At 70.2% G+C, this 23,325-nt stretch carries 12 protein-coding genes; 1 reads left to right on the forward strand and 11 read right to left on the reverse strand.

All coding sequences use genetic code 11. From position 1 onward, the window contains the following. Positions 1-21: 21 nt before the first annotated feature. A complete protein-coding gene (locus R2B67_RS24295; RefSeq protein ID WP_317821026.1) occupies positions 22-1,866 on the reverse strand; it encodes a glycoside hydrolase family 3 protein in 1,845 nt (614 codons plus the stop codon). A gap of 184 nt (positions 1,867-2,050) precedes the next feature. Between R2B67_RS24295 and R2B67_RS24300 the strand changes: the two genes are divergently transcribed. Beyond that, the gene (locus R2B67_RS24300; RefSeq protein WP_317821027.1) at positions 2,051-3,175 is read left to right on the forward strand and encodes a site-specific integrase; all 1,125 of its coding nucleotides are present in this window, start codon (positions 2,051-2,053) and stop codon (positions 3,173-3,175) included. Between the two features lie 81 nt (positions 3,176-3,256). On the opposite strand, the gene R2B67_RS24305 is transcribed toward R2B67_RS24300, so the two are convergent. The 10 genes from R2B67_RS24305 to R2B67_RS24350 all read right to left on the reverse strand — a co-directional run bounded on the left by R2B67_RS24305 (position 3,257) and on the right by R2B67_RS24350 (position 23,122). After that, positions 3,257-3,661, reverse strand: a complete 405-nt coding sequence (locus R2B67_RS24305; protein WP_317821028.1) for a hypothetical protein — start codon at positions 3,659-3,661, stop codon at positions 3,257-3,259. 167 nt (positions 3,662-3,828) lie between these two features. Then, on the reverse strand, positions 3,829-10,338 hold the full coding sequence (locus R2B67_RS24310) for a polymorphic toxin-type HINT domain-containing protein (protein ID WP_317824950.1): 6,510 nt from the start codon (positions 10,336-10,338) through the stop codon (positions 3,829-3,831). Between the two features lie 487 nt (positions 10,339-10,825). Continuing rightward, positions 10,826-14,914: a LamG-like jellyroll fold domain-containing protein gene (locus tag R2B67_RS24315; RefSeq protein ID WP_317824951.1), complete on the reverse strand. Its 4,089-nt coding sequence runs from the start codon at positions 14,912-14,914 to the stop codon at positions 10,826-10,828. 384 nt (positions 14,915-15,298) lie between these two features. Beyond that, positions 15,299-16,087: a sugar phosphate isomerase/epimerase family protein gene (locus tag R2B67_RS24320; protein WP_317821030.1), complete on the reverse strand. Its 789-nt coding sequence runs from the start codon at positions 16,085-16,087 to the stop codon at positions 15,299-15,301. 154 nt (positions 16,088-16,241) lie between these two features. Continuing rightward, complete coding sequence (locus tag R2B67_RS24325) at positions 16,242-16,847, reverse strand: GAF domain-containing protein (RefSeq protein WP_317821032.1); 606 nt, start codon at positions 16,845-16,847, stop codon at positions 16,242-16,244. Then, entirely contained in the window at positions 16,831-17,739 is a 909-nt protein-coding gene (locus R2B67_RS24330) for a S8 family peptidase (protein ID WP_317821033.1), read from the reverse strand. The genes R2B67_RS24325 and R2B67_RS24330 overlap by 17 nt, the downstream gene beginning before the upstream one ends. A gap of 3 nt (positions 17,740-17,742) precedes the next feature. Next, the gene (locus R2B67_RS24335; protein WP_317821035.1) at positions 17,743-20,922 is read right to left on the reverse strand and encodes an adenylate/guanylate cyclase domain-containing protein; all 3,180 of its coding nucleotides are present in this window, start codon (positions 20,920-20,922) and stop codon (positions 17,743-17,745) included. Positions 20,923-21,066: 144 nt separating this feature from the next. Further along, the gene (locus tag R2B67_RS24340; protein WP_317821036.1) at positions 21,067-21,297 is read right to left on the reverse strand and encodes an aroma-sacti cluster domain-containing protein; all 231 of its coding nucleotides are present in this window, start codon (positions 21,295-21,297) and stop codon (positions 21,067-21,069) included. Further along, positions 21,294-22,055 (reverse strand): iron-containing redox enzyme family protein, encoded by a 762-nt coding sequence (locus R2B67_RS24345; protein WP_317821037.1) that lies wholly within the window; start codon positions 22,053-22,055, stop codon positions 21,294-21,296. Before R2B67_RS24345 ends, R2B67_RS24340 begins: the two co-directional genes overlap by 4 nt. Then, entirely contained in the window at positions 22,052-23,122 is a 1,071-nt protein-coding gene (locus tag R2B67_RS24350; protein ID WP_317821038.1) for a radical SAM protein, read from the reverse strand. The genes R2B67_RS24345 and R2B67_RS24350 overlap by 4 nt, the downstream gene beginning before the upstream one ends. Positions 23,123-23,325 lie beyond the last annotated feature (203 nt).

The following is a 23,325-nucleotide window of genomic DNA, read 5'->3' on the forward strand; positions in this document are numbered from 1 at the left end:
GGCACAGCCGTGGTGGTGCGGCTAGTACGACAACCCGTGGCCCACCGGGTACAGCACCCGCGCCGGGTCGTCCGCCCGCTGGACCGGGACCGGGAGCCGGCCCTCCGGGCGGGCGCGGCCCGCGATCACCCGGGCGGCGGCGCGGAGTTCGACGTCCGTCCAGGAGTAGGTCGCCAGGACCGCGGCGACCCCCCGGCCGGTGAGGTGGGCGGCGTCGTACGGGTTGCGGATCGCGACGGCGACCACCGGGACGCCGGTCGCCACGAGGGCGTCGACGAGGGCGCGCTGGGTGCTGCTCGCCGTGATGTTGTACGTGGCCACGACCACCGCGTCCCTGCCCTGTGCGGCGGCGACGGCTTCGGCGGTCTTCGCCTGGTTCGGGGCCGTGCCGGTGGACAACGCCGTTGCGGTGAAGCCCAGTTCGGTGAAGGCGCCCGCCAGGGTGGTGGTCGGCGGGCCGGTGGTGCCGGACGGAGACGCCGGGTCGGCGCCCACCACGAGCAGCCGGCGGTGGGTACGGCGGGAGAGCGGGAGCAGGGCGCCGGGGTCGGCGAGCAGGGTCGTGGTGCGCTCGGCGATCCGATCGGCGTCGAGGAGGTGCTTGCGGATGCCGACCGTACGGTCCACCCCCCGGCCGCTGACGAACGGGTCGCGGAACAGCCCCAGCCGGGTCTTGAGGCGCAGGATGCGCAGGATCGATTCATCGACCCGCGCCTCACTGATCTCGCCCCCTCGGACCGCTTCCAGCACCGCGTTCCACGCGACCGACAGATCCGGCGGGTTGAGCAGCTGGTCCACGCCCGCCAGCAGCGCGAGGACCGGCACGCGGTCGTCGCCGTACTTGGTCCGCACACCCTCCATGCCGAGCGAGTCCGTGACCACCACCCCGTCGTAGCCCAGCTCCTCGCGGAGGATGCCGGTGAGGATGGGGCGGGAGAGCGTGGCCGGGTCCTCGGACGGGTCGAGGGCCGGGACCACGATGTGCGCGGTCATGATGGAGTCGATACGGGCCCGGATCGCGGCCCGGAACGGCGGCGCGTCCAGCTCCTCCCACTGCGCACGGGTGTGGTTGATGACGGGCAGCCCGGTGTGGCTGTCGGTGTTGGTGTCGCCGTGGCCCGGGAAGTGCTTGGCGGTGGCCGCGACCCCGGCGCCCTGATACCCCTTCACCTGCGCCGCGACCAGCTCGGCCACCGCCTGCGGGTCGGAGCCGAAGGAGCGGACGCCGATGACCGGGTTGGCCGGGTTGACGTTCACGTCGGCGTCGGGCGCGTAGTTCTGGTTGATGCCGAGCGCGGCCAGCTCGGCGCCCGCGATCCAGGCCGCCCGCCGCGTGTCGGACCGCGAACCGCCCGCGCCCAGCGCCATCGCGCCCGGCAGCAGCGTCGCGGGCTCACCGACCCGGCAGACGATGCCGTGTTCCTGGTCGGTGGAGATGAGCAGCGGCACCCGGGAGCGCTCGCCGAGGGCGGCCTGCTGGATGCCGTTGGAGAGGGCGGCGATCTGGTGCGGGTCGCGGGTGTTGTGCGCCCAGGCGAAGTAGATGATCCCGCCGACGTGGTACGTCGAGACCAGCTCGGCTGCGGTACGGACCCCGATCTCCTTGAGGTTCGCGTCGATGTCGGCCTGGTCGGGGTCGGTGGCGGAGTGCCCGTACACCCGCATCACGAAGAGCTGGCCGACCTTCTCCTCCAGGCTCATCCCGGCGATGATCCGCCGCAGCCGACGGTCGGTGGAGGCGTTCGTGGAGGCATCGGCGGGGTGCGCGGATGCGGTGCCGGCGAGGGGGAGGACGCCGGTGGCCGCGGCTGCCGTGGCGGCAGCGGTGGCGGTGAGGAGGGTGCGTCGTGAGGTGCGGTGGGGCACGTGAGCTCCTTCCCTGGCTGAAAGAAACTTCCAAGATGATACGGATATAGGGAAAGTAACTTTCGGTCAAGGGGGCGGGAGCGGAACGGCAGCGACACGCGCGCGATGGGGTGGTCCGCCATAGGCGCCCCCCTGGCGCTCACTCCAGGCCCGTCGCCGCGCAGTCCGCCTGGCGCACCGAAAAGTGCCCAGACCAACGCCCCGCCTGCCTAAGGTCCACCTGGCATCCACCCTCGTCGTTGACCACTGGGGCTACTTCGGCACCGGCTGCACCGTCAGTGCGTATCTGACGTACAGCCTCAACGGCGTCGCGGTCCAGCAGGGACGGGAGAACTCCCGCACCCGCTACGCCGCCTGCGTTCGCCTCCACCTCATCCCCGGACTCGGGCCCAAGTGGCTCGCCCGGCCCACCGCTCGCGACGTCCGTGCCTTCCTCGACGGATTCCGGGCCACCTGCCAGTGCCGCGCCCAAGGGCTGGACATGGGTCGGCGGCAGTGCTGGCAGGGCAGTCAATGCTGCAACAAGCGGTTCCGCGCTGACCGTGACTTATGTGCCCTCGGCTCTCGAGTTCACCTGGAAACACGCGGTCGCGAAAGCCATCTGCGCCGCAACGTCAAGCCCTCGGCGCTTCGAACCCTTCCCTGTGCGGAGCTTCGCGACTGCTCCATGCAGCCAGCAGCGACCGGCTTCACGCCTCTGTACAAACTCGCCCTGCGCACCGGACTCCGCAAGGGCGAACTCCTCGGCCTCGACAGCAGCACCGCCACCATCCACCGCTCCTTCCAACGCACCCGCAGCCAGGGCCTGACCGTCCTGCATGCCAAGACACCGGCCTCCGAGCGGCGCATTGCCCCCACCGAACGCCTGAGCTCCCTCAAGATCCACCAGGAACAGCAGCAAAAAGAGCGCCGGGCGGCCGGAACGAACTGGACAGACAACGGACTCCTCTTCACCACCCCGAAAGGCAGGCCGCTCGACCCTGGCAACCTGACCCTCCGCTTCCGCCTCCTCCACGGCGCAGAAACTCCGGGCGATCCGCTTCCACGACCTCCGACACTCGACCGCCACCCCCTCCTAGAACAAGGTGTCGACCTCGTCGTCATCAAGGAATTCCTCGACCACGCCCACATCGGGCGTCTGCGCCCACGTCCGACTCCGCCTCCAGTGCCAGGCCATCGCCATCCTCGGCAACGCCCTCGACTCCCGACGACGCCCCCGACCACCCATCCGACGCAGCGGCTGTCCGTTGACGTTGCCGTCACGAGACGCCAGGCCCCGCCGGAGATCATTCCGGCGGGGCCTGTTTAATCTATTTTCCCGAGCAATGTAAATGCTCTGGCTATTGAGTGTACCGCACCAGGCGCTTGCCGAACGTTGACTCGGTTTAACCTATCCGCGCGAAGAAGTATCACTTGCGGGGATTGTATAGGAAGCTGCGAGACTCTCGTCGAAGAGCACGATCAGTTCGTCAGGCATATACGTAAACCCCTCTCCCTCAGCCGAACCTAGAGCAATAACCAGGCTTGACTTATTGGAGAATCCAAGGCGATATGCCCACGGCATTTCAGGACACCCGTCATTGGGAACGTGCCAGGCAGGGCTGATCTCCACAATATCCGCCCCAAGGAACTTCTCCCAATCGACATGGTCGCTCACGTCGACAGTGTCCCCGGACAATTCGACGTCCGACTCTCCAGGTTCCCTAAGCTCGATTGCCATCCCTTCGTTGAGGCCGTCCATCGCCCAGGACAGGGACAGTGCGGCCCCGGTGCTCATGATCAGATCAACGGCCATGTCGACTTCATGAGCACGATCCTCCCTGTGCCCTTCGGGCCAGGATTGCCCCTGCGGAACTACGTAGCGGACCGCACTCACAGACGCCCCCGCGATCGCACCCCGAAGGCCAGCGAGGCTGGCGTCGCCCCGCGCCTTTGCATCCCACGGCTCGATTACCAACATTCCTAGTACCGCCCGAAGTATTGAAACTGTCCATTTGCGTCGAAGGTCGCACCGATCCCGCGCCCACCAGCGGGGTCCGGCATGATATACCGCGTTCCGCCCGCGAAGTTGCCGGAATTTACAGAGGATTTAGCAGTTTGCGGATTAGTCAGAATGTCGTCCAACAAATCCTGCCCGGCGGTCTTCAATCCCTTGCCGGGAACCACAGGAAGATCGCCGCGGTTCATGTGCTTCTGGTATTCGCGGCCTGCATGAGTCGTCTTCCCCTTTGCTGGACGCATTCCACTCTGCGAAAGCGCATCCAGATCAGGGCAGCCTCCGGAGTTATGCACGAGCACGGGAGTCTCCCCCGCAAGCACATAGTACGTGTGCAGGTCCGCGATGGTGAGGTTGTGGATGTTGGCCTGCTGCTTCGTCTGCCTGACGCTCGTAATCTGGAAGGTCTTGCCGCTGATGGTCCTGAGCGATTGCCCTGCGGTCAGGTTGGCGGCGGTGATCCAGGAGTTGAGGGCGGGTACCCAGAACGGATGGCCGTCGGTCGCGGTGATGCTCACTTCCTTGCCTTCGATGGCGAGGGTGATCGTCACCAGATTCTTCAGTTCGGTGCCGGTGATCTCCGCTGTGACCGTCTTGACCGAGGTCTCGCCGGTCTGGGGATCAGTGGCCAGAACCTTGTCGCCGATACGGACGTCCTCGATGGGCTTCGTCGTGCCGTCGGCCATGAGGACTTCGGTACCCGGAACGAAGCTGTTGCAGCTCTTCGCGGCCTTCAGGACCTTGACGCCCTTCAGGGCGCGCGCCCAGGGCAGGTCAAGAGCGGCAGTTCCGCATGCGATAGCGCTCTGGCCTGAGAGGCAGCTCTTCCAGGCGTCGACGTCGGGGACGATGAGCGCAGACATGAACTGATCGAAGCGGTTGGGGGTGTAATCGATGATTCCCAGCGCCTGGGCAGCTCCGCAGAACGCCCGGGTGCTGTGGTGCTCGGCTTCGCACTTACCTTCCGCCCAGGCTTCGATGCGCTCTTCCTCGGCGTACTGGGGGTACATGCCCTCCAATTCGCGCGCCGCGGGAATAATGATGCCCTCGATCTTGGTCTGCCCGTTCTTCTGGCTGACGTTGATCACCACTGCCGGGCCGACTTGCGAATTCTTGCCCCTACCTGAACCTCCGCCGCTCCCCGATGATTTGGGCTTGCCCTGAGGCTTGCTGCAGCCGTAAGTGCTGCAGCCCGGTCCGTTGCCCTTGTCAGGAGCCCAGGCGGAGTCGGGGTTGCCGTGGCTGCACCCGTCGCAGTAGAGGCCCGTGGGGTCGGAGAAGGTGAGGGGGTTGTTGTTGGCGTAGGCGTAGCCGTTGATCTGCTGCGGGTCGGTCAGATCCATGATCGGGTCGACCGAGAGGAAGCGTCCGATTGCCGAGTCGTAGGAGCGGGCGCCGACTTGAGTCAGGCCGGTGGACTTTTCGATGGTGCCGCCGACGAAGCCCTTGGTGCCGGGCCAGGTGGCCGGTTTCGAGCCGCGGGTTCCGCCGAAGGGCAGGCTTCGGCGCTGGCTGAGCTGCTGGGTGGCGGCGTCGATGGAGAGCAGTGCGGTGCCGTGGTGGTCGGCCGTGGTGAAGGAGACCTTGCCGTTGTCTTCCTGGACGGCCTGGTGGCCACCGCCGAGGTCGATGTACCGGGTGCCCTTGGGCGTGGTGGTGCCCTTGGCGACGGTGATCTCGGTGCTGCCGAGGTAGAGCGTGGACTCGGTCGGGGTGCGGGCGATCAGACGGTTGCCGTCGGCGTCGTAGAGGTAATCGGTGACCTTCGGCGAGCCGCCCTCGACGGGTTCGGTGACCTTGACGAGCTTGCCCTCGGCGTCCCACTTGAGCGTTTGGCTGGTGCCACCGCCCAAGGTGCGGGTTTCGGTGTTGCCGGTGGCGTCGTAGGTGTAGAAGTCGCCTTGGGTGAGGCCGGGGCCCTTGCGGGTGACCGATGTCAGGCCGTGCGGACGGACCGTGGTGGCTCCGGGGGTCGGGTAGTCGTAGGTGCTGGTGACGTTCTTCGTGGTGTCACCGGCGGTGTTGTGCTCCGTCTCGGCGGTGCGGTTGCCGGTCTTGTCATAGCCGTAGGAGGACCAGTACGGGGCGGGGCCGCCGATGACGGCGGCACTCGGTGCGTCCGCGCAGGTCTTGGTGGGCTGGGTCCACGCCTTCGTCAGGCGGCGAAGGTGGTCGTAGGTGAAGCACTGGTTGTCGGTACCGGCGCGTGAGGTGTCCGAGACGGAGAGGACGTTGCCGGCCTCGTCGTAGCGGAAGGAGGACGCCTGATCGACGCCCGCGACGTCCTCGCGGTCGACCCGGGTGAACGAAAGCCGCTGGGTTCCGGCCTCGTACTCATTGGTCACCCAGGTCTTCTTGCCTCCCGCGTTGGAGAGTTCGTGCTGCAGGGGCTTGCCGGTCAGGCTGTAGGAGGTCGTGGCCTTGATACCCTCGCGGCCGTCCACGGCGATCGGCCGCAACGTCCCGTCCTCGTGGACGAATACGACGGACGAGGCGGCCAGGCTCCCCGCCTTGGGCAGGCCGACCCCGCTGACCAGTCCGGAAGGCTTGTAGGTCAGGCTCGACAGGTGAGTGCCGGAGAGTCCGGCGTTGGCGGGGGTGTCCGGGATCGTCACGGAGGTACGCAGCGGCCGGTAGAGCCTGTCGTAGGCGACCACCTTGTTGACATAGGCCTTGCCGTCGTCCGCGTACCGTGTGGATTCGGCGATATGGCCCTTGGCGCCGCTGATGGTGTCGTACGTCCACGTGGCCCGCAGGGAGCCGCTCGACGAGCCGGACCGGATCTCGGTTCGGCGGCCGAGTCCGTCGTAGCCGTAGGCGAGCTTGGTCTCACGGGCGTCCTCGGTGGAGGTGAGGCGCCCCCGGTCGTCGTAGAAGGACTTGAAAATACCCTTGTCGGGGTCTGTGGTCTCCTCGACCTGCCCGAGAAGGTCGTACTTGTAAGTCCACTGGTTGCCTGCGGGGTCGGTGGCCTTGGCCAGGGCCCCTGTTGGGGTGAAGTCGTACTTCGTGGCGTCGAACGAGGCGTCGACCGTGCGCTGGTGGTGCTGGCGCAGTTCCGTGGTCTGGCCGCGAGCATCGGTCAGGGTGGTGGTGGCGGTTCCGCCGACGGGCGGGATGACGGTGACACGGTCGCCGCCGTAGATGTTCCGGGTGATGCCGAGGACCTGGCCGTCGTCGCCGTTGCCGAAGATCTGCCGGTGTTCCGTCTGTCGGCCGAGTCCGTCGTGGGTGTAGCGGTTCTGAGTCGCCACGCCGAGGGCGTTGTCCGGCTTGAGGAGGGTGGTGGAGGGCTTGCCGGTGGCGTAATAGGGCAGGAACTCCTTCGTCGCCAGGCCGCGTTCGTCGTAGAAGACGTCGGTGAGCAGCTTTCCGCCCTCCGGGCCGGGAGCCTGCGTCTGGCGCGGGCGGAGGAAGCCGTCGTAGAAGACGTAGGAGGTGTCCTGGGCGCTGTTGTTGCCGAGAGTCTTGGTACCGACGGCGATCGCCTGGTTCTCCGCGACGGTGTAGCTGTACTCGTACGTGGGGGTCTCGCCGGTCAGGCGGTCGGCGAGCCAGACCTTGGTCTTCCGCCCGAGTGCGTCGTAGGCGAAGTCGGTGACCTTGTCGTTGGTGTCCGTGATGCTCAGCTGCATGCCGCGCAGCGGGTCACGGACGGTGGTGGTCGTATGAGCGGTGGCGCTGTCCGTACCCTTGACCGGCGGAGTGGTGACCTTGGCCGAGGCCGGGAAGCCGGAGCTCGGTGTGTAGGCCGTGGTGGTGACGAGGCCGTCGCTGCGCGGGGTCCGGGTCACTGTGCCGCTCTTGACGGTGACGGTGCCGCTCAGGTCGTTGGTGGTGAGCTTGCGGCCGTAGCTGTCGTAGGTGGCTGCTGTCTCGGTGTAGGTGGCCGTGGTGCCGTCGTGCGTCTTGAGCATCGCCGTTGCCGTGGCGGTGCCCTTGGTGGGCGCAGCCCCGTAGCCGAGGCCGTCGTAGGCGGTGCGGATGTCGGATATGACGTCGCCGGGGCGTGCGGCGGCAGTGGTGCATCCCTTGGAGACCGCCTCCGCCCGGGAGGGAAGGGCGAGGATCGTGCCCGCCGTCGGGTAGGAGGTGCGGGTGCACTTGTCGTCGGCGGTCGTGGAGTCGTCGCCGCGGTCGTCGATATGGGTGATGCGTCCAGCGACGGTGTCGAACGTGTTGGAGGTCGTGGTGGTCCGCCACCGGCTGCCGGCGCCGTCATCGAGCGAGGTCCAGGACCGGGTCTGTGCGGTGCCGGTGAAGTTGGCCGTCACCGTGCCCCAGGAGCGGACCTTGCTCGCGGTCTGGTGGTGCCAGGGCCGGCTCACGGTCTTGCCCAGGACGTGGCCCTGGGGGCCGGAGTACTGCACGGACTTGTACTCGAAGCCCGCGGCCGACTCGTGGTCGGTGAGCGCGGCACCCTCTCCGGTGCCGAGGGCGACGGTGACGGATTTGGTGCCGCCGGTCAGCTCCTTGCGGTCGCCGTCCATGCCGCGCAGGAAGTAGCTGTCGGTCTGGGACCTCATCGCGGCGGCACCACCGTGCCCGCCTGTCCTGACGCGGACGTGCCCGTAGCCGCGCCACTGCGACCAGGTCTTGGTCTCCTCCTTGGTCAGCCCGTCATCGTCGTCGTAGTGCCAGGCCGCGCCGCCGAGGTAGTCGTACATCGTGACCTGGTCGGGCGAGCCGCCGGTCCGGTCGGTCAGCGTGACGGTGGAGGTGACGTACTTGTTGAACCAGTGCAGTTCACCCTTTTGCGTGCTGGTGGCGCCGATGGTCTGGGGGAAGCACCGGGTGGTGTTGGTCTGAGGGGTCGGCAGCGCTTCCGCGTTGCACGCGGCAGCGGAGTAGTTGGCGACGATCTGGCCGCCGGCCTCGTCCGAGACAGCGTTGAGGCGTTCCTTCACGAAGGGGGCGTAGCCGTCATCGGGCAAGTCGAGGCGGTTGACGTGCTGGGTGTATCCGAGGGTTGTTTTCGGCAGGGTGATGGCCGGTGTGGCGCTTCTGCCCGTGCGCTGGATGGACTCCAGCAGCAGTTGGTAATCGGTGTCGGCCATACCCCAGCGGTGGCCGAGCGTCCACGAGTCGACGTCCGCGTAGGTGCCGTTCCGCAGGACTTGGGTGGCGACGGAAGCGAGCCGCTTGGTGGTGAAGAAGACGGGTGCGAGTCGGCCCCGATCACAGGTCGCACCGGTGTCGCAGTTCAGGTCCCACGGGGTGTCCTTCCAGTGGAAGGCGTCCGTCTCCACCTCGGGGCAGGTGGTACTGCCCGAGGGCAGGCATCGTTTGCCGTTGGTGAAGTCGACCTTTGCCAGGGCCTTGGCCGAGTACATGCTGTCGGAGCGCAGCCCGTACTCGATGCGGTCGAGGGAGCCGCCGCGGACATAGCGGGTGTTGGCCTTCTCGTCCAGGTTGCGGCCGTAGGAGTTCGACTCCTTGTCGTAGTAGTAGGCGATCGCGTTGCCGTGCGGGTCGACCACATAGTCCAAGTTCCAGCGCCAGCCCTGCTGACACCAGGAGTTGGCGAACGTGGAGGCGTGGCAGGGCTCGTTCGCGTCGTCCCCGAAGACCGGAGCGGTCCAGGTGGAGTCGGTGGTCTCCTTGCCGGTTGCCCAGCCGGGCAGACGGTTGTACCCGAAGAAGTACCGCACCCCGTCAGGTGTGGTGACCTGCCAGTACTCGTCGTCAAGGGCGCCGTTTGCCCGTACGTCCGTGCTTGTTCCTTGCTTGCGCTGGATCTTTGTGCCGTCGTCCTCACGCAACCGAAAGGTGTCGGTGCCGGTCGGTACGAGTTCGCCGCCCTTACCGTTGAAGGAGATGAACGCGTTGTCGTAGGCCCAGCACAGGTCCGCCGGCTTTCCTCCGTCGGGGCGCTCGACCCCGTCATCGGCGCATGATTTGTAGCGGCGCTCGATGGATCCGGGCCAGAGGTCGAACCCGTCCCCGGCCCATGACGCCTGGTTGTTGCTGTTGCCGGTACGTCCGTCGATGGACCCTGAGGAATAGGACAGGCCGACGCTGGGCGCCAGCCCACCGGGGACCTCTGGCACGTTCATGGCGTACGACCAGGTGAAGTCGCCGGTGTTCAGGCTCGTGCTCCACTGAGCAGAAGGTGAGAGCGGGGTCGCCTTGTAGTCGCCGCCCATACCGGCGTCGCCGGCGACTGCGGCCAGGACCGTGGCGCCGGAGGACGGGAGGGAGACACGCGGGGCGGTGAGGGTCTGCTTCTCGGTGTCGTTGACGGTATCGACGGGCTTGGCGGAACGGCACTCGGTCTTTTCCGGCGTGGACAGTGCGCAAGCCGGCAGCTCGACCAGCTTCAGTCGGTCGGCATAGCCGCCACCGAACGCTCCGAAGAAGGAGGAGTAGTCGAGACGGGCACGGACGGATGTCTTCGACGTGGTCGTCCCGGCGGCCTCCAGACTGAACACAGGCCCGTTCGACCCAGCCAGCCGGGCCGTCTGGCGGTCGAACATCCGGGTTCGTACGGACCCGGATGCCTGGGAGTTGCCCAGAGCAAGGGGCAGCTTCCCCGCGCTGACGACGGACGAACCGCTCTTCGGCACGTCCACGGTCACCGTGCCCGCCTGCGGCCACACGGCTCTGGGGACCTTCACGGGAGAGCTGGGCTGTGTGGCATCGCGGGGAACGAAGGGGACCGGTGTGACCGCGACCGGCTTCTCTGCGGCGGGGAGGTCGGGGCGACCTGTATCGGAATCGGCCGCCGAGGCGACAGGCTGAGTTGCTGCCTGGAGCAGGGTGCCCAGCATGACTACGGCCGAGGCCAGTGCTATCCGGCGGCGCAGGGAACGGACCCGGGTCCGTTGTCTACCGTTCATCCTCATCCTTCATCGTGCACATCTGGCATAAATGGCGTGGGGAAACAGGTGGCCGTACGAGATCCGTACCGCATGAGTGGGACAGGGCGCGGGGGCCCGACGACGTGGCCGAACCCCCACACGGTCAGTCGTTGCCCGGGAGGGTGGTGTCGGTGCCGGGGACACCCTGGGACAGGTGGGCGATGGCGGTCTCGCTCAGCGCCCCCTGGAAGGTCCACAGGTCCGACACCGCACCCGGCCAGTACTCGCCCCACGTGCTCGTGCCGGTCTTGGTCCGGCCGATGTGGAACCCCTGCGTGGCCTTGAACGTGATCACGTTCTCGGCGCTGGAGATCCTTTCCTCACAGGTCGGCTCGTCCGCCTCGCCATCGCCGTCGGCGTCGGTGCACGCCGTCTCCTCCAGCGACCCATCGACGTAGAGCCGCAGCTCCCGGGCGAATCCGTCGTAGACCAGGGCGACGTGATGCCACTCGTCCACACCGGAGAACGGTCCGTACGTCGCGTTGCTGCTGGGTTCTGATGTGGGGTCGGCCTGATTGGTGGTGATGCGCCAGCGGCCCCCTTCGGTCTGCGGCGTGGCGCTCGGGACGTACCGCACTTCGAAGACGTTCTTGTCGGTCCCGGGGGCGCTGATCAGAACGGCCGGTTTGGTCGGCACGGCCGCAGCCTGTGCGAAGGCGCTGACGGTGAAGCTTCTGGAGGTGTCGACGGGGGGCGTGGCGCTCACCGTTGCGGCGTAGTCGTTGACACCGTCCAGCTCCAGCCCGCCGTCGACCCAGCCTGATCCCAGCTTGGCACCGTTGTGCAGGCTCAGGTCGGCGCCGGTCGGGGAAGCGTCCGGTGTGGTGGGCGGAGTTGTCGCGCTGGCCGTCTCGAACTTCCACCTGCTCTTGACGATGGGCCGCTGCCGGAACATCTGCTGGACCTCCTCGCCGGAGACAGGCCGCGAGAACATCCGCACGTCATCGATCGCGCCGGGGAAGAAGCTCCTGATCCTCTGTCCGGAGGCGCTCGCTCCGATCAGCATGGACTGGTCGGCGTAGAAGGCGTCGGCCAAGGTCACGGAACCTGCCTTCGCGCCGTTGACGTACAGCGTCAGGGTCTTCGCGACCGTGTCGTGCACGCCGACGAGGTGGGCCCACTCACCGGCGCGGGCCGTCGTTCCGTCCGGCTGCATGGCCCGTACGGGCGTGGCGTCGGGCGTGTCGGCGGAGTACTGGCTGAACGCCCACCGGTCATAGGTTGCCGAGTAGTACAGCTCGAATCCCGGAGCGAAGCTGCCGTTCTGGGACGTGATGACGGCCCCGGCCTTCGGCTTGGCCGTGTCCATCTTCGCCCAGGCGCTGACGGTGAAGCTGCGCGAGGTGTTCACATGCGGGCCGCTGGTCTGGCCGATCTTCGCGTACCCGGTGGTCCCGTTGAACTGCGCTGCCTTTCCGGTCACGCCCGGGACGCCGGTGGTGACGCCGCCGTTGTACTTCGCCGGCAGTACGTCGCCGTGTCCCCGGATCTCCGTGGAACCCGCCTCCTCGTCGAGCGGGAATAGGGCGATGGCCGGACGCCCGGGGTCACCGACAGCATGCATGGCGTACAGCTTGTCGACCTCTCCCTGGGTGATCACCTTGTCGAAGATCTGCACCTCGTCGATGGCCCCGGGAAAGAACGCCTTCGTGACGCCGCTGTAGGAGCCGGCACCGATCTGAAGACCGCGACGTGCGTTCCACGCGTTCGGCAGCGCCGTCTCACCGACGAGCTGACGGTTGACATAGAGCCGCAGCTTCTCGGCGCCGCTGTCGTACGAACCGGTCAGGTGCGTCCACGCGTTCGCGCTCACACCGCCCGGCTGTGCCGCCATTGCACGGATGACGTTCGCACCCGGTGTGTCCGTCTCGTACTGGTTGAACACCCACCGGTCCAGTGCTGCCGAGTAGTACAGCTCGAAACTCGGGCTGTGGTTGCCCGGCTGGGCCGCGATGATCGCCGCGCTGGTGGGCATCTTCGACAGCTTCACCCATGCGGAGACCGTGAAGTCCAGTGTGGTGTCGACCACCGAGAGGTCTGAGGATGCGTAGCCGTCGGTGCCGTTGAGTTCGAGGGCGGCGCCCTTCGTCCCGGCGGCGCCGGTGGTCGCACCTCCGTGCAGTGCGAGTGTGCGGGGTGGTGTGGAGCCTTGTGCCTCGGTGGCTCCCGACTCCTCGTCGAGCTGCCAGGTGGCACGTTCGGGCTCTCCGGCCTTGACCCGGAACTGGTATGTGCGGATCTCCGAACCGTTCCCGGCCGCGTCGAAGGCCTGGGCGGTGATGAAGTTCAGCCCGGGCTTCGAGGGCAGGAACGGGATGCTCTTGGGCGCGCCTGCGCTCGTGGTCAGCTGACGGGCCGATGACGGGTCGCTGTTGATGCCGTACCAGTAGCGCGTCACATCACTCGATGCCGTGTCGAGGGTGAACGTGCCGTATTGGCCCACCCCGTCCAGCCACGGGTCGTTCGGATCCTCCGGCTGGGACTCCGGGTACTGACCGGAGACGATCGACGGTGCCGCCGGAATGGTCCTGTCGTACACGAAGTAGCACGCCGTGGGATCACCGGCCGAGGACCACGGGGAGTACTGGGCAGTGTCGTAGGAACGGACGTGCCAGGCCACGGTCCTGTTCTGCGGGATCGACGTGGGCAGGCTCAGAGTCCAGCTGGCGCGACCCGACTTCTTGTATGAGGTCAGCGGCGGCTTCCACCGGACGATCGACCCCTTGCCGTCGCCCGCGTCCCACGTCGCCTGGACCTGGATCGCGATGTTGTCACCGTCGGGGTCGGTGACATCGTTGATGTTGATCGTGCCCAGCGTACGCACCCGCGGAGCGCTGTTGGGGCCCTTGCACACACCGCCGTACTGCATCGACAGCTGCGACATCTTCAGCTGCGGGGGCGGCCGGTTGTACTCCACGCGCAGGAACGCCTTGTCCGAGAACCGCTTCCAGCCCAGCCCGTCCGACTCACTCGACGCCCGCAGACCGAACGTCATCGTGGACCACTTGCCGTTCGCCGCCTCCTGGACCGCCGACTTCACGTCGAACTCGGCGTCCTTCGCCGTGCAACCCGTGTAGCCGTACGCGAACGACTTCGAGGCGAGCTGCTTGATCCAGAAACCGGACGCGTTCTGCGAGTTCCACGTCGTCGAGGACGAGATGCCCTTCGTACGCCACAGCTCCACACCCCTGGCCGTGCACGAGGCGGACCAGGTGGTGGGCACCACGAACTCCGCCGACAGTACCGACTTTCCCGCGAACGCGGCGGTCGAGATACGGTAGAACAACCGCTTGGTGTCGTTCGGCTGGCAGTAGTTCCAGTTGCAGAAGCCCATGCCGGCCGTCGACTCGCCGTTGAACTTCCACTGCGGGGAGGACGCCCAGTACTTCGACGCCATCGTCCACGCCGTAGCATCCGGCGAATACCACTGCGGATCGATGAAGACGGGATACGTGGTGTCCGTGCCCCGCAGCACGTCCATGTCCGGGGTCAGCACCAGCTCCTTGCCTCCGGCCGGGAGCGTCACACCGACCGGAGCGAGCTTCCCCGACTCCGTCGGCGCAGGCTCAGCGGAACCGTCCGGGCCCGACGCTTCCGAGCCCGTGCCCGCTAGGGCCACCGTGGCCTTGGCACCCGCGGCCGATGTGCCTTCGGCCGGCGCGCTGGAATCCCACATCATGGGCCGTGGCGCCTCGAACACGGCCCCTTGGGCGCCCTTGTCGACCGCTTCCAGACCACCGCCGGATATCTCGCGCACGTCCATGCCGTCCGCGGCCAGCTTCAGGCGCAGCTCCGACAGCTTCTCGTTCTCCGCTGCCTCAGCCGACTTGACCACCAGCAGCTGCGTGAAGCCGTCCTCCTGTGCCTCCATCCTCAGGTCCACATCCGGAAGCACCTCCCGGTACGTGGCCCTGGAACCTTCCAGCACGGGGGCCGGCAACTTCTCCGGCCACGACAGGGCCAGCTCACGACCGGCCTTCCGCATCCGTACGAGCGGTGTGGTGCCGCCCCCGGAGAACGCGAGGCCCACCGTGGTCACCTTCGGCGCGACACTGCCGTCGGCCGAGCGGGTCAGGCCGGTATCGATGGGCTGCCATGCGCCCTTCACCCGCGCCCGCACCGGACGCAGATACTCCCGCGCCTCCAAATTGCCCTCAGGCGTCGCGAAGACTTCGCTGCGCTCACCGCGCATCGAGGCGATCTCAACGGACCGTCCGGTTCGTTTCGCCTCGGTCAACGCGGCGTCGGCGCCGGTGCGCGACTCTCCGGACTCCCCGGCCTCTCCCACCGAAGCGACCGGCGGGGCCGTCGGTGCGGCGGCCGCCTGCGGTGCGAGGGTGGCCAGCACGGCAAGTCCCACACCCCCCGCGAGCAGCCCAGTTGTCCTACGGCTACGCAGCCGCCACCACACAATCCCCACCCCGCCCACCCGTGATGCTCCCCTCACGTGTGAGGAGCTGTGCGGACTCTATGAAGATCCTGTGTGAATGACCAGAGACTTATGTGGCTACCAAGCAGCCAAAACCGGGCATCCGGTCTGTGGGCTATGTCACTCCTCCTGCTTCGAAGGGGACTGCTAGCCCTTCGGCGCCCCCAGCCGCAGCAGATGCTCCCGCCCCGCGCTGAGCAGCCCCGGGAGGTCCGCCGCGTCCGGGTGCCAGCGCTTCTCGTACTCCCAGCAGACCCACCCGTCCGGGTCCAGCGGCTCCAGGCAGGCGGCCAGCGGGAGGGTGCCCGCGCCCAGGGGGAGCGGAGTGAGGTCGTCCGCCGATGCGACGTCCTTCACCTGTACGTAGCCGAGGTGCGGGGCCAGCACCGCGTGGCTGGCGGCCGGGTCCTCGTCGGCCAGCCAGGTGTGCAGGACGTCCCAGATGGCCCCGATCCTGGGGTGGCCGACGGTGCCCACGACCCGGGCCACGTCGGCGCCGGCGCGGTGGGAGTCGTGGGTCTCCAGCAGGATGGAGACGCCCATGTCGGCGGCGGCCGGGGCGGCCGAGCCCAGGCGGCGGGCGGCCGTCGCGTCCGCGTCCGCCGGGTCCTGGTCGCCGCCGCCGGGGAAGACCCGGACGTAGCGGGCGCCCAGGTCCCGGGCGAGCTTCACCAGGTCGGCCAGGTCGGCGGAGACCGCCTCGTCGTCGCCCTCGGCCGCCACCTGGACGTACCCGGCCACGGTCAGGATCTCCACCCCGGCCGCCTTGAACGCCTCGACCACATCGGCCCGTTCGAGGGAGGAGAGGCCCGGGTGTACCGGCTCCTCGGCGTGGGCGCGCAGTTCCACGCCCTCGTAACCGTGCTCGGCGGCGAGCCGGGCGACCTCGGCCACCGGCATTCCCGGCACCCCGAGAGTGGAGAAAGCGAGCTTCACGTGCGTGTCCTTCCCATCGTGACCGCGCGGGAACGTGTCCGGCGCCTGCCCCCGGCTCCTGCCCGCAGCCCGGTGCCGTACGCGTACGGACCCCGGGCCCGTACGCGTACGGCAGGCGTCCGGGCCGGTGACCCGTACGCGTACGGCAAGCGTCTCAGCCGGTGCCCCGGAGCACCTGCTCCAGGCTACCGAGCAGCCGCAGCGCGTCCTCGCGCTCCGCGCCCTCCAGTGCCCGCCCGGCGGAGGCCGGAGCCACCGGCTCCGGGGTGATCACCCGCAGGGCGGCCGCCGCCTGCCGGGCGAACATCGCCAGCAGGTCCAGCTCCCGCACGCTGGAGCGGGCCTGCGGGGACGCGTCCAGCACCTCCAGGACGCCGAGCACACGGGAGTCGCTGATCAGCGGGGCCGCCATCAGGGAGTCGGGGACGTACTCGGTGGACTCGGCCAGCGACCGGTCGAAGGACGGGTCGGTCGACAGGTCGTCCACCACCATCGGCTCGCCCGAGGCCGCCACCCAGCCGGCGATCCCCCGCCCGGCCGGGAACCGGCGCCCCACCAGGAACTCCTGGCCCTCCCCGGAGACCGCCCCGAAGACCAGTTCGTCCGTCTCCTCGTCGAGCAGGAGGACCGAGCTCGCGGCCGCGCCGAAGATGGCCCGGGCCACCTCGACGACCGACTGGAGCAGCTCGTTGCGGGGGGTGTCGGAGGTGGCGGGGGAGAGCGGGGAGGAGGCGGGGGCGGATTCAGTCTTCGGAGTCATCGCGGGTATCTCCTGCCGCTGTTGAGGGATGCGGGGGGCGCTGGGCGCTCGGCTCGTGGCGCACATTGGCCGCCGACAGATAAAGGGCGTTCTTGAGCTGGAAGGCCGTCATCCGGGGATGCGCCGACAGGAGGCGCGCGCAGAGCCCGGCGACGTACGGCGTGGCGAAGCTGTTCCCGGTGGTGCGGATCGTCCGACCGCCCAGCCACGGCACGGTGACGTTCTGGCCCGGCCCGAAGAACTCCACGGGCGGCTGAGGGTTGTAGAGGTGGAGGGCCGGGTCGTCCTCCTGGTGGCTGCCGACGGAGATCACCGACGCGAACCGCCAGGGGAAGCTCTCCACCGGGGTGTTGTGGGCCGAGGCGACGATCACCGTACGGGCGAAGTAGGCGCTGTCCGCGAGGGAGTGGAGCTCCTGCGCGAACCGGGTCCGGGTGGTCGACAGGCTCAGGTTCACCACGTCGAAGCGCTGCTCCACCGCCCAGCGCAGCCCCGCCATCAGGATGTCCCCGGTGCCGGAGAACCGCTCGCCCAGCACCCGGACGCTGTGGATCTCGCACTCCGGCGCGGTCCGGCGGATGATGCCCGCGCACGCGGTGCCGTGCCCGCAGGTGTCGCCGGTGGTCGTCGGCTCGACCGTGATCTCCCCGCTCTCCGCGTCCTTGACCACCACCCAGGAGGCGGCCGGTTCGCCGACCAGCGGATGGTCGCGTTCCACGCCGGAGTCCACCACGCAGACGCGTACGCCGCGTCCGGTGGCGGGGCCGGTGGGATGGCCGCCCGGTGGTCCCGGGTCGCCCAGGACGGGTACGTCCTCGGGGCCGCGCCCGCGCAGGCTCCAGGTCAGGCCCTGCCCCGGCCCTGTAGCTGTGGTTTCTCCTATGGCGCCCATCGGTCAGCTCCCTTCCCTCGTCGTGCTCGTCGTGGCCATGGCCGCGGGGCCCGCGTGTGCCGCGAGGAAGGCCGCCACCCGGCGGGTCCCCGGCAGGTGCCCCTTGCCCGCGAAGTGCGCCCCGGCGCTCCGGGCCGCCGCCTCGGCGGCAGCGGTGCGGTCCAGCGCGGCGAGCGTGCGGGCCCGGTCCAGTTCGGCGGCGGCCTGCACCAGCGGTGAGTCGGTGAGGAGCGATGCGCGTACGGCCCTCTCGGCGTGGTGCAGCGCCTCGTCCGGGCGGGTCCGGGCCGCCAGCCGGGCCCGTAGCCCCTCCAGGTCGACGGCGTCCGCGCGGCTCAGCTCCGACGCGTCGCCGATGCTCGCCAGCCACCCCGCCGCCCGGTTCCGGTGCCCCGCGTCCAGCTCCAGCCGGGCCGCGTCCAGCGCCACGGCCGTCCGCATCCCCGCCGCCCCCATCCGCCGGGCCGCCGCGTCCGCCCGGGCCAGCAGGGCCAGGGCCTCCGCGCCCCGGCCGAGCAGCGCCTCCACGGTCGCCCGGAACACCGGCAGGAACACCTTCGCCTCCGCGAATCCGAGCTTCCCCGCCAGCCGTTCCGCCTCCGCCAGGCACGCGTACGCGTCGCCGGCCCGGTCCTGGAGCCCGTACAGCACGGCCAGCGGGCAGTTGAGCGTGACCCGGACCGTCGGCCGGCCCGACCCGTGGGCCGCCAGCAGGGCGCGGCACCGCTCCACCGCGTCCGGCACCGGGACGGGCCCGCGCCAGAGCGAGATCCCGATCGCGCCCAGGGCCCCGGCCCGCTCCGGCTCGGCCCCGGCCGCCACCGCGTGCTCCAGGGCCCGCGCGTGGTCGCGCTCCGCCTCCTCGTGGCGGCCCGACTGCTGGAGCTGCTGGGCGAGGCGGAGGTGGGCGCGGGCCCGGCCGGCCGCGTCCCCCGCCGCCTCGAAGACCGGCAGCACCGCGCGGGCGGTGGCGGCGGGGCCGGGGCGCGCCGCCGGGTCCAGCACCGCCAGCGCGAGGCGGGCGTGCGCGGCCTCCACCGGCGCGTGGGTCAAGTCCCGTACATGGCGCAGCAGTTCGGCGCCCTGCTCGACCCGGCCGAGCGCCACCCGTACCTCGCCGAGCCCCAGCAGTGCCCCCGCCGCGTCGGGCCGCAGCTCCACCGCCCGCTCCAGCAGCCCGTGCGCCCAGTGCAGGTCGGAGCGGGCGGCGGCCTGGGCCCCGGCCCGGCCCAGCGCGGCGGCGGCCCGGTCCCGCAGCAGCCGGGCCCGGTCGTCCAGCAGCCCCAGCTCGGTGCGGTAGCGGTAGGCGCGCTCCAGATGGCCCCCGACCGCGCCGTCCCCGGTCCGCAGCACGCTCGGCAGCTCGGCCGCCCACACGTGGCGCTCCGCCTTGGCCCGCTTGGAGAGCGAGGCGTAGGCGACCTCGTGGACCAGCCCGCTGCTGAACCGGTACGCCGACGGCTCCCCGGCCCCGGACGGCGCGGGCTCCACCAGGCGCCGCAGGGCCAGCGCGGCGAGCGCCTCGTCGACACGGCGCCGGTCCCCGGGCCCCCGCCCGGTGACGGCCCCGGGCTGCTCGGCCGTCCGTACGGACAGCTCCAGCCGCACCAGCTCCGCCGCCGCGAACTCCCGGCCGATCACGGCCGCCAGGTCCACCACCCCGCGCTCGGCCCGGGCCAGCGCCCCGATCCGGGCGCCCAGCAAGGCCTGGAGGGTGGGCGGCAGCTCCCCTTCCGAGGTCGAGGCGGTGGCGGTCCCGTCGTCGACGAGGAGCTGCTCCAGATAGAGCGGGTTGCCCTCGGCACGGGCCAGGAGCCGGTCGTCGGCCGGGGCGGGGCGGCCGTCCAGCCGGGCCAGACCGGCGGCCAGCCGGGCCGCCTCCTCCCGGGGGAGGCCGGTGAGCTGGAGGTGGCCCCGCCTCCCGTCGGCCGCCCCCGTGCCCGGTGCCTCTTCCGGGCGGCCCGCGCAGATCACCAGGACCCGCGCGGGCCCGGCGTCGCCCGTCAGCCGGTCCACCGTCCGGGCCAGCAGGGGCGCCGCCGCATGCCAGTCGTCGAACACCAGGACCACCGGCCGGTCCCGGGCGGTCCGCTTCAGGACCACGGTCAGCGCGGCGCACATGTCCTCGAAGGGGGCGTTCGGCGTGCCGTCGCGCAGAAGGCCCCCGGAGAGCAGGGCCATCGCGTCGTCGGTCGCCTCATCCCCAGGGGCCTGGACGTGCGGGAGCAGGGAGCGTACGGCGTCGGCGAGCGGCGCCAGCGTGCCGTGGTCCCCGTAGGTGCGGCAGCGGCCCGCCCCGTACGCGAAGGCGCCCGCGCCGCTCCGGCGCGTCAGCCACTCCCGTACCAGCCGGGTCTTGCCGATGCCCGCCTCGCCGGTCACCCGCAGCAGACCGGGCCGGTCCTCCCGTACGGTCTCGTCCAACGACCGCCCCAGAGCGTCCAGTTCGGCGGTGCGGCCGACGAACGGCGCGTCGAAGCGGCGCAGCAGCTCCGGGTCGTCCGCCCCCAGCGCCAGCAGCCGGTACGCCTCCACGCTGTCGCGCTTGCCCTTGAGCTGGAGGGGGCCGGTGGGCTCGGCCGTCACCGTGGGGCCGGCGGCGAGGAGGGTCTGCGGACCGATGAGGATCTCGCCCGGGCCCGCGTTCTGCTCAAGGCGCGCGGCGATGTTGACGACCTCGCCGGAGACCAGGGCCTGGCGGGCCGTGGCATCCGAACCCGCGACCACCTGACCGGTGTTGACCCCGACCCGGGTCGTCAGTCGGATGCCGAGCGAGGCGTACAGCTCCTCGTTGAGGGCGTCCAGCGCCCGGCGCATCCCGAGCGCCGCCGCCAGGGCCCGCCGGGCGTCGTCCTCCCGGACCACCGGCACGCCGAACACCGCCATGACCGCGTCCCCGATGAACTTCTCCGGGGTGCCGCCGCGCGCCACGATCTGCGCGCTCATCGCCTCGAAGTACCGCAGGGTCACCGCCCGAAGGGTCTCCGGGTCCAGCACCCCCGACAGGGCGGTCGAGCCCACGAGATCGCAGAACAGTACGGTGACCGGCTTGCGTTCGTCCTCGGCGGGCGGCGCGACGGGGGCGGGGGCGGGGGCTGCCGCCGGACCGGCGCACGGCGTCCCGCAGGACGAGCAGAACCGGGCCGTGGAGGGAAGCTCCTGTCGGCACGAGGGGCAGGTCATGGCGGGTCCTCAACTCTCCTGGTCCAACTCGCCCCGGAAGGAGGGCTCTCCTCGAACGGAGGGGCGGTGGCTGATCGGTCCCGGGAGCGCACGCGCCGGACCCCCGTCCTGGCGCGGGCGCTCCCGGGGGTGCCCGGGAAGCCCCTAGAACAGCGCGCCGCCCGCGATCTCGCCGTGGGCCTGGACCTCGGGGCCCACCGCGTCCAGCCGGTTCTTGACGTCGAGCAGCAGGGTGAGCTCCTGCGGTGTCAGCTCGCTCAGCACCACGCGCTGCTCCTCGGTGAGCAGGTCCACGGGGAAGCCCGCTTCGTGCAACACCGTTTCCACTGGCAGCTGTTCGGGCTGATCGGAGGAGTGTGCAGGTGGTCCGGTCATCGGGTGACTCCCGTCGGTGGGGTGGGTCCGGCTCCCCGCAGCGACGGCGCCGGTGCGGAGCGCCCGAGCCGGACGAACAGCCGGGTGAGCGCGTCGAGGGAGTGCAGCGCGCTGACCGCGACGGCCGCTTCCTGGTCCCGGGTCAGCGGCAGCCGGTCCAGCAGCGCGTGCAACTCGTCCAGATGGCCCGTGTCGAGCGCCGCGTGTTCGCGTACGGTCCGCAGGGCGGCGTCGGGAAGCCCGGTCAGTCGGCTGATGCGGTCGGTCAGCCCGGGGGCGGGCGCGTACCCCTCCAGCACCGCGATGTAGCCGAGCAGGGCCACCGGGTGGTGGTGCTCGATCCAGTAGTAGGCGGGGCCGACGAGGGTTGCCACGTCCGGCGGCGGCTGGGGGCCGAGCGCGTCCTCGGGGGTGGCGCCCGCCGCGAGCAGATCCTCCAGCAGCCAGGCGTCGTGCCCGGCCTCCTCCTGGATGTGCTCGGCCAGATAGGCGGCCAGCGGCTCCGACAACGGGTCGCCGGGCCTCTCCGCCGTCCGCCGCAGGGCGAGTTCCATCAGCGGGACGGAGGCCCGGATCACGGCATGCATGGTGCACAGGTACGTCCGGTAGCGCGGCAACAGCCCCTCCGGGCGCCACATATGGGTGGTGGCGCCCCGGAACTCCGGCTCCAGCAGCCGCAGTTTGGTGCGCAGGCGCGTCGAAGCCGATTCGCGGGTGGTGGCGTTCGGGGCTTCGCTGCTCGTCCACGTGATGCTCACCGCGCGCCCCCGGCGCCCACCAGCGGCGCGTACGCCGAGCAGCCGTGCCGCCGGACGACGCCTTCCGGCCCGCCGCTCGCACCGCGCTGCGCGGCGGCCAGGTCGAGCAGCGCACCCGCCGGACCCGCCGCCACCGCCTGCGCTCCGGCCGCCACCGCCTCGTCGCCGCCCAGCGCCCGGCACCCGTCGCAGTACGAGCCCGGGTGGGGCGCGGCGCCGGAGCGGGCGGCGAGATGGGTGGGCCCGACCGTACGGATCATCCGCAACACCGGGGATTCCAGGGCCCGTCGGCGTACGGTCTCCCAGTCGTCGGAGCCGATGTGCCCGAGGTCCAGATGGGCCGGGGCGGGCCTCCGGTCCACGGTGTCCTGGTTGCAGCAGGCCAGCACCGTGCCGTCGAACGCGACCACCGGCCAGGCGGCCATCGAGCACGGTGCCGCCGCCGACGGGTCGGGGCCGGTGCGCGCGGGCCGGGCCCAGGAGGCGGCCCGGCCGAACGGCCGCACCTCGTTGACCAGGGACGGCACCCGGCCGCCGAACTCCTTGTCGATGGCCCGGGTGATGTCGGCCAAATACGGGTCGGCGGCGCCGGTCCCGGTGAGGTGGAAGCTGACGGAGACCCCCGAATCGCGGATGCGGTGCAGGGCCCGGAACACCTCCGCGCGCGCCACCTCCCGCTCGTGGTGGACGTCCAGGCTCGCGGAGAAGTGGTCGACCTGGGCGATCGCGCGCAGGATCGCGGGCGGGATCTCCTTCGAGCGGGCGAAGAACATCCCGCTCAGCACCGCCGTACGCGATCCGGCGCGCCGGGCCAGGAAGGCCAGCTCGCCGGCGAGCGTGGGCAGGAGCAGCGGCTCCCCGCCCGTCAGCAGGACGACGTCCGGACGGTTCTCGGCGGTGAACGAGCCCACGAAGCGCAGTAGTTGACCGGCGTCCGGCTCCTCCCGCACGGTCAGGTCCGACCCGGTCGAGCAGTGCCCGCACCGCAGGGGGCAGCGGCGGGTGAGGCCGAGCAGCAGACCGGCGGCCGGGAAGGGCCGGAGTCCGACGAGTTCGGCGAGTTCCATACGGGCCGCCTCCTTCGGGGGCTGGGGGCGCGCCCGGACTTCGGGGGCCGGTGCGCACCCGCCCAGGCTCCGCCGTACCGGTTCACCGGCGGTCTGGCATCGCTTCAGGACCGGTATACGCCCAGGTCAGCGAGGCCAGGAAGCCGCCGGGCCGCTCGGTGCGGCAGCCACCAACCCCCGCCGTACTGGCCCCATACCGGCCC

The organism is Streptomyces cyaneofuscatus (genome assembly GCF_033109485.1).
Lineage (GTDB): Bacteria > Actinomycetota > Actinomycetes > Streptomycetales > Streptomycetaceae > Streptomyces > Streptomyces cyaneofuscatus.

What these genes read in the sequence shown, in the direction of transcription:
- R2B67_RS24310 (WP_317824950.1), bottom strand. Translation starts at nt 10,338, where the DNA reads ATGTTCGACCGCCAGACGGCCCGGCTGGCTGGGTCGAACGGGCCTGTG.
- R2B67_RS24325 (WP_317821032.1), bottom strand. Translation starts at nt 16,847, where the DNA reads ATGACTCCGAAGACTGAATCCGCCCCCGCCTCCTCCCCGCTCTCCCCC.
- R2B67_RS24350 (WP_317821038.1), bottom strand. Translation starts at nt 23,122, where the DNA reads ATGGAACTCGCCGAACTCGTCGGACTCCGGCCCTTCCCGGCCGCCGGT.
- R2B67_RS24330 (WP_317821033.1), bottom strand. Translation starts at nt 17,739, where the DNA reads ATGGGCGCCATAGGAGAAACCACAGCTACAGGGCCGGGGCAGGGCCTG.
- R2B67_RS24335 (WP_317821035.1), bottom strand. Translation starts at nt 20,922, where the DNA reads ATGACCTGCCCCTCGTGCCGACAGGAGCTTCCCTCCACGGCCCGGTTC.
- R2B67_RS24305 (WP_317821028.1), bottom strand. Translation starts at nt 3,661, where the DNA reads ATGGCCGTTGATCTGATCATGAGCACCGGGGCCGCACTGTCCCTGTCC.
- R2B67_RS24315 (WP_317824951.1), bottom strand. Translation starts at nt 14,914, where the DNA reads ATGCGCGGTGAGCGCAGCGAAGTCTTCGCGACGCCTGAGGGCAATTTG.
- R2B67_RS24340 (WP_317821036.1), bottom strand. Translation starts at nt 21,297, where the DNA reads ATGACCGGACCACCTGCACACTCCTCCGATCAGCCCGAACAGCTGCCA.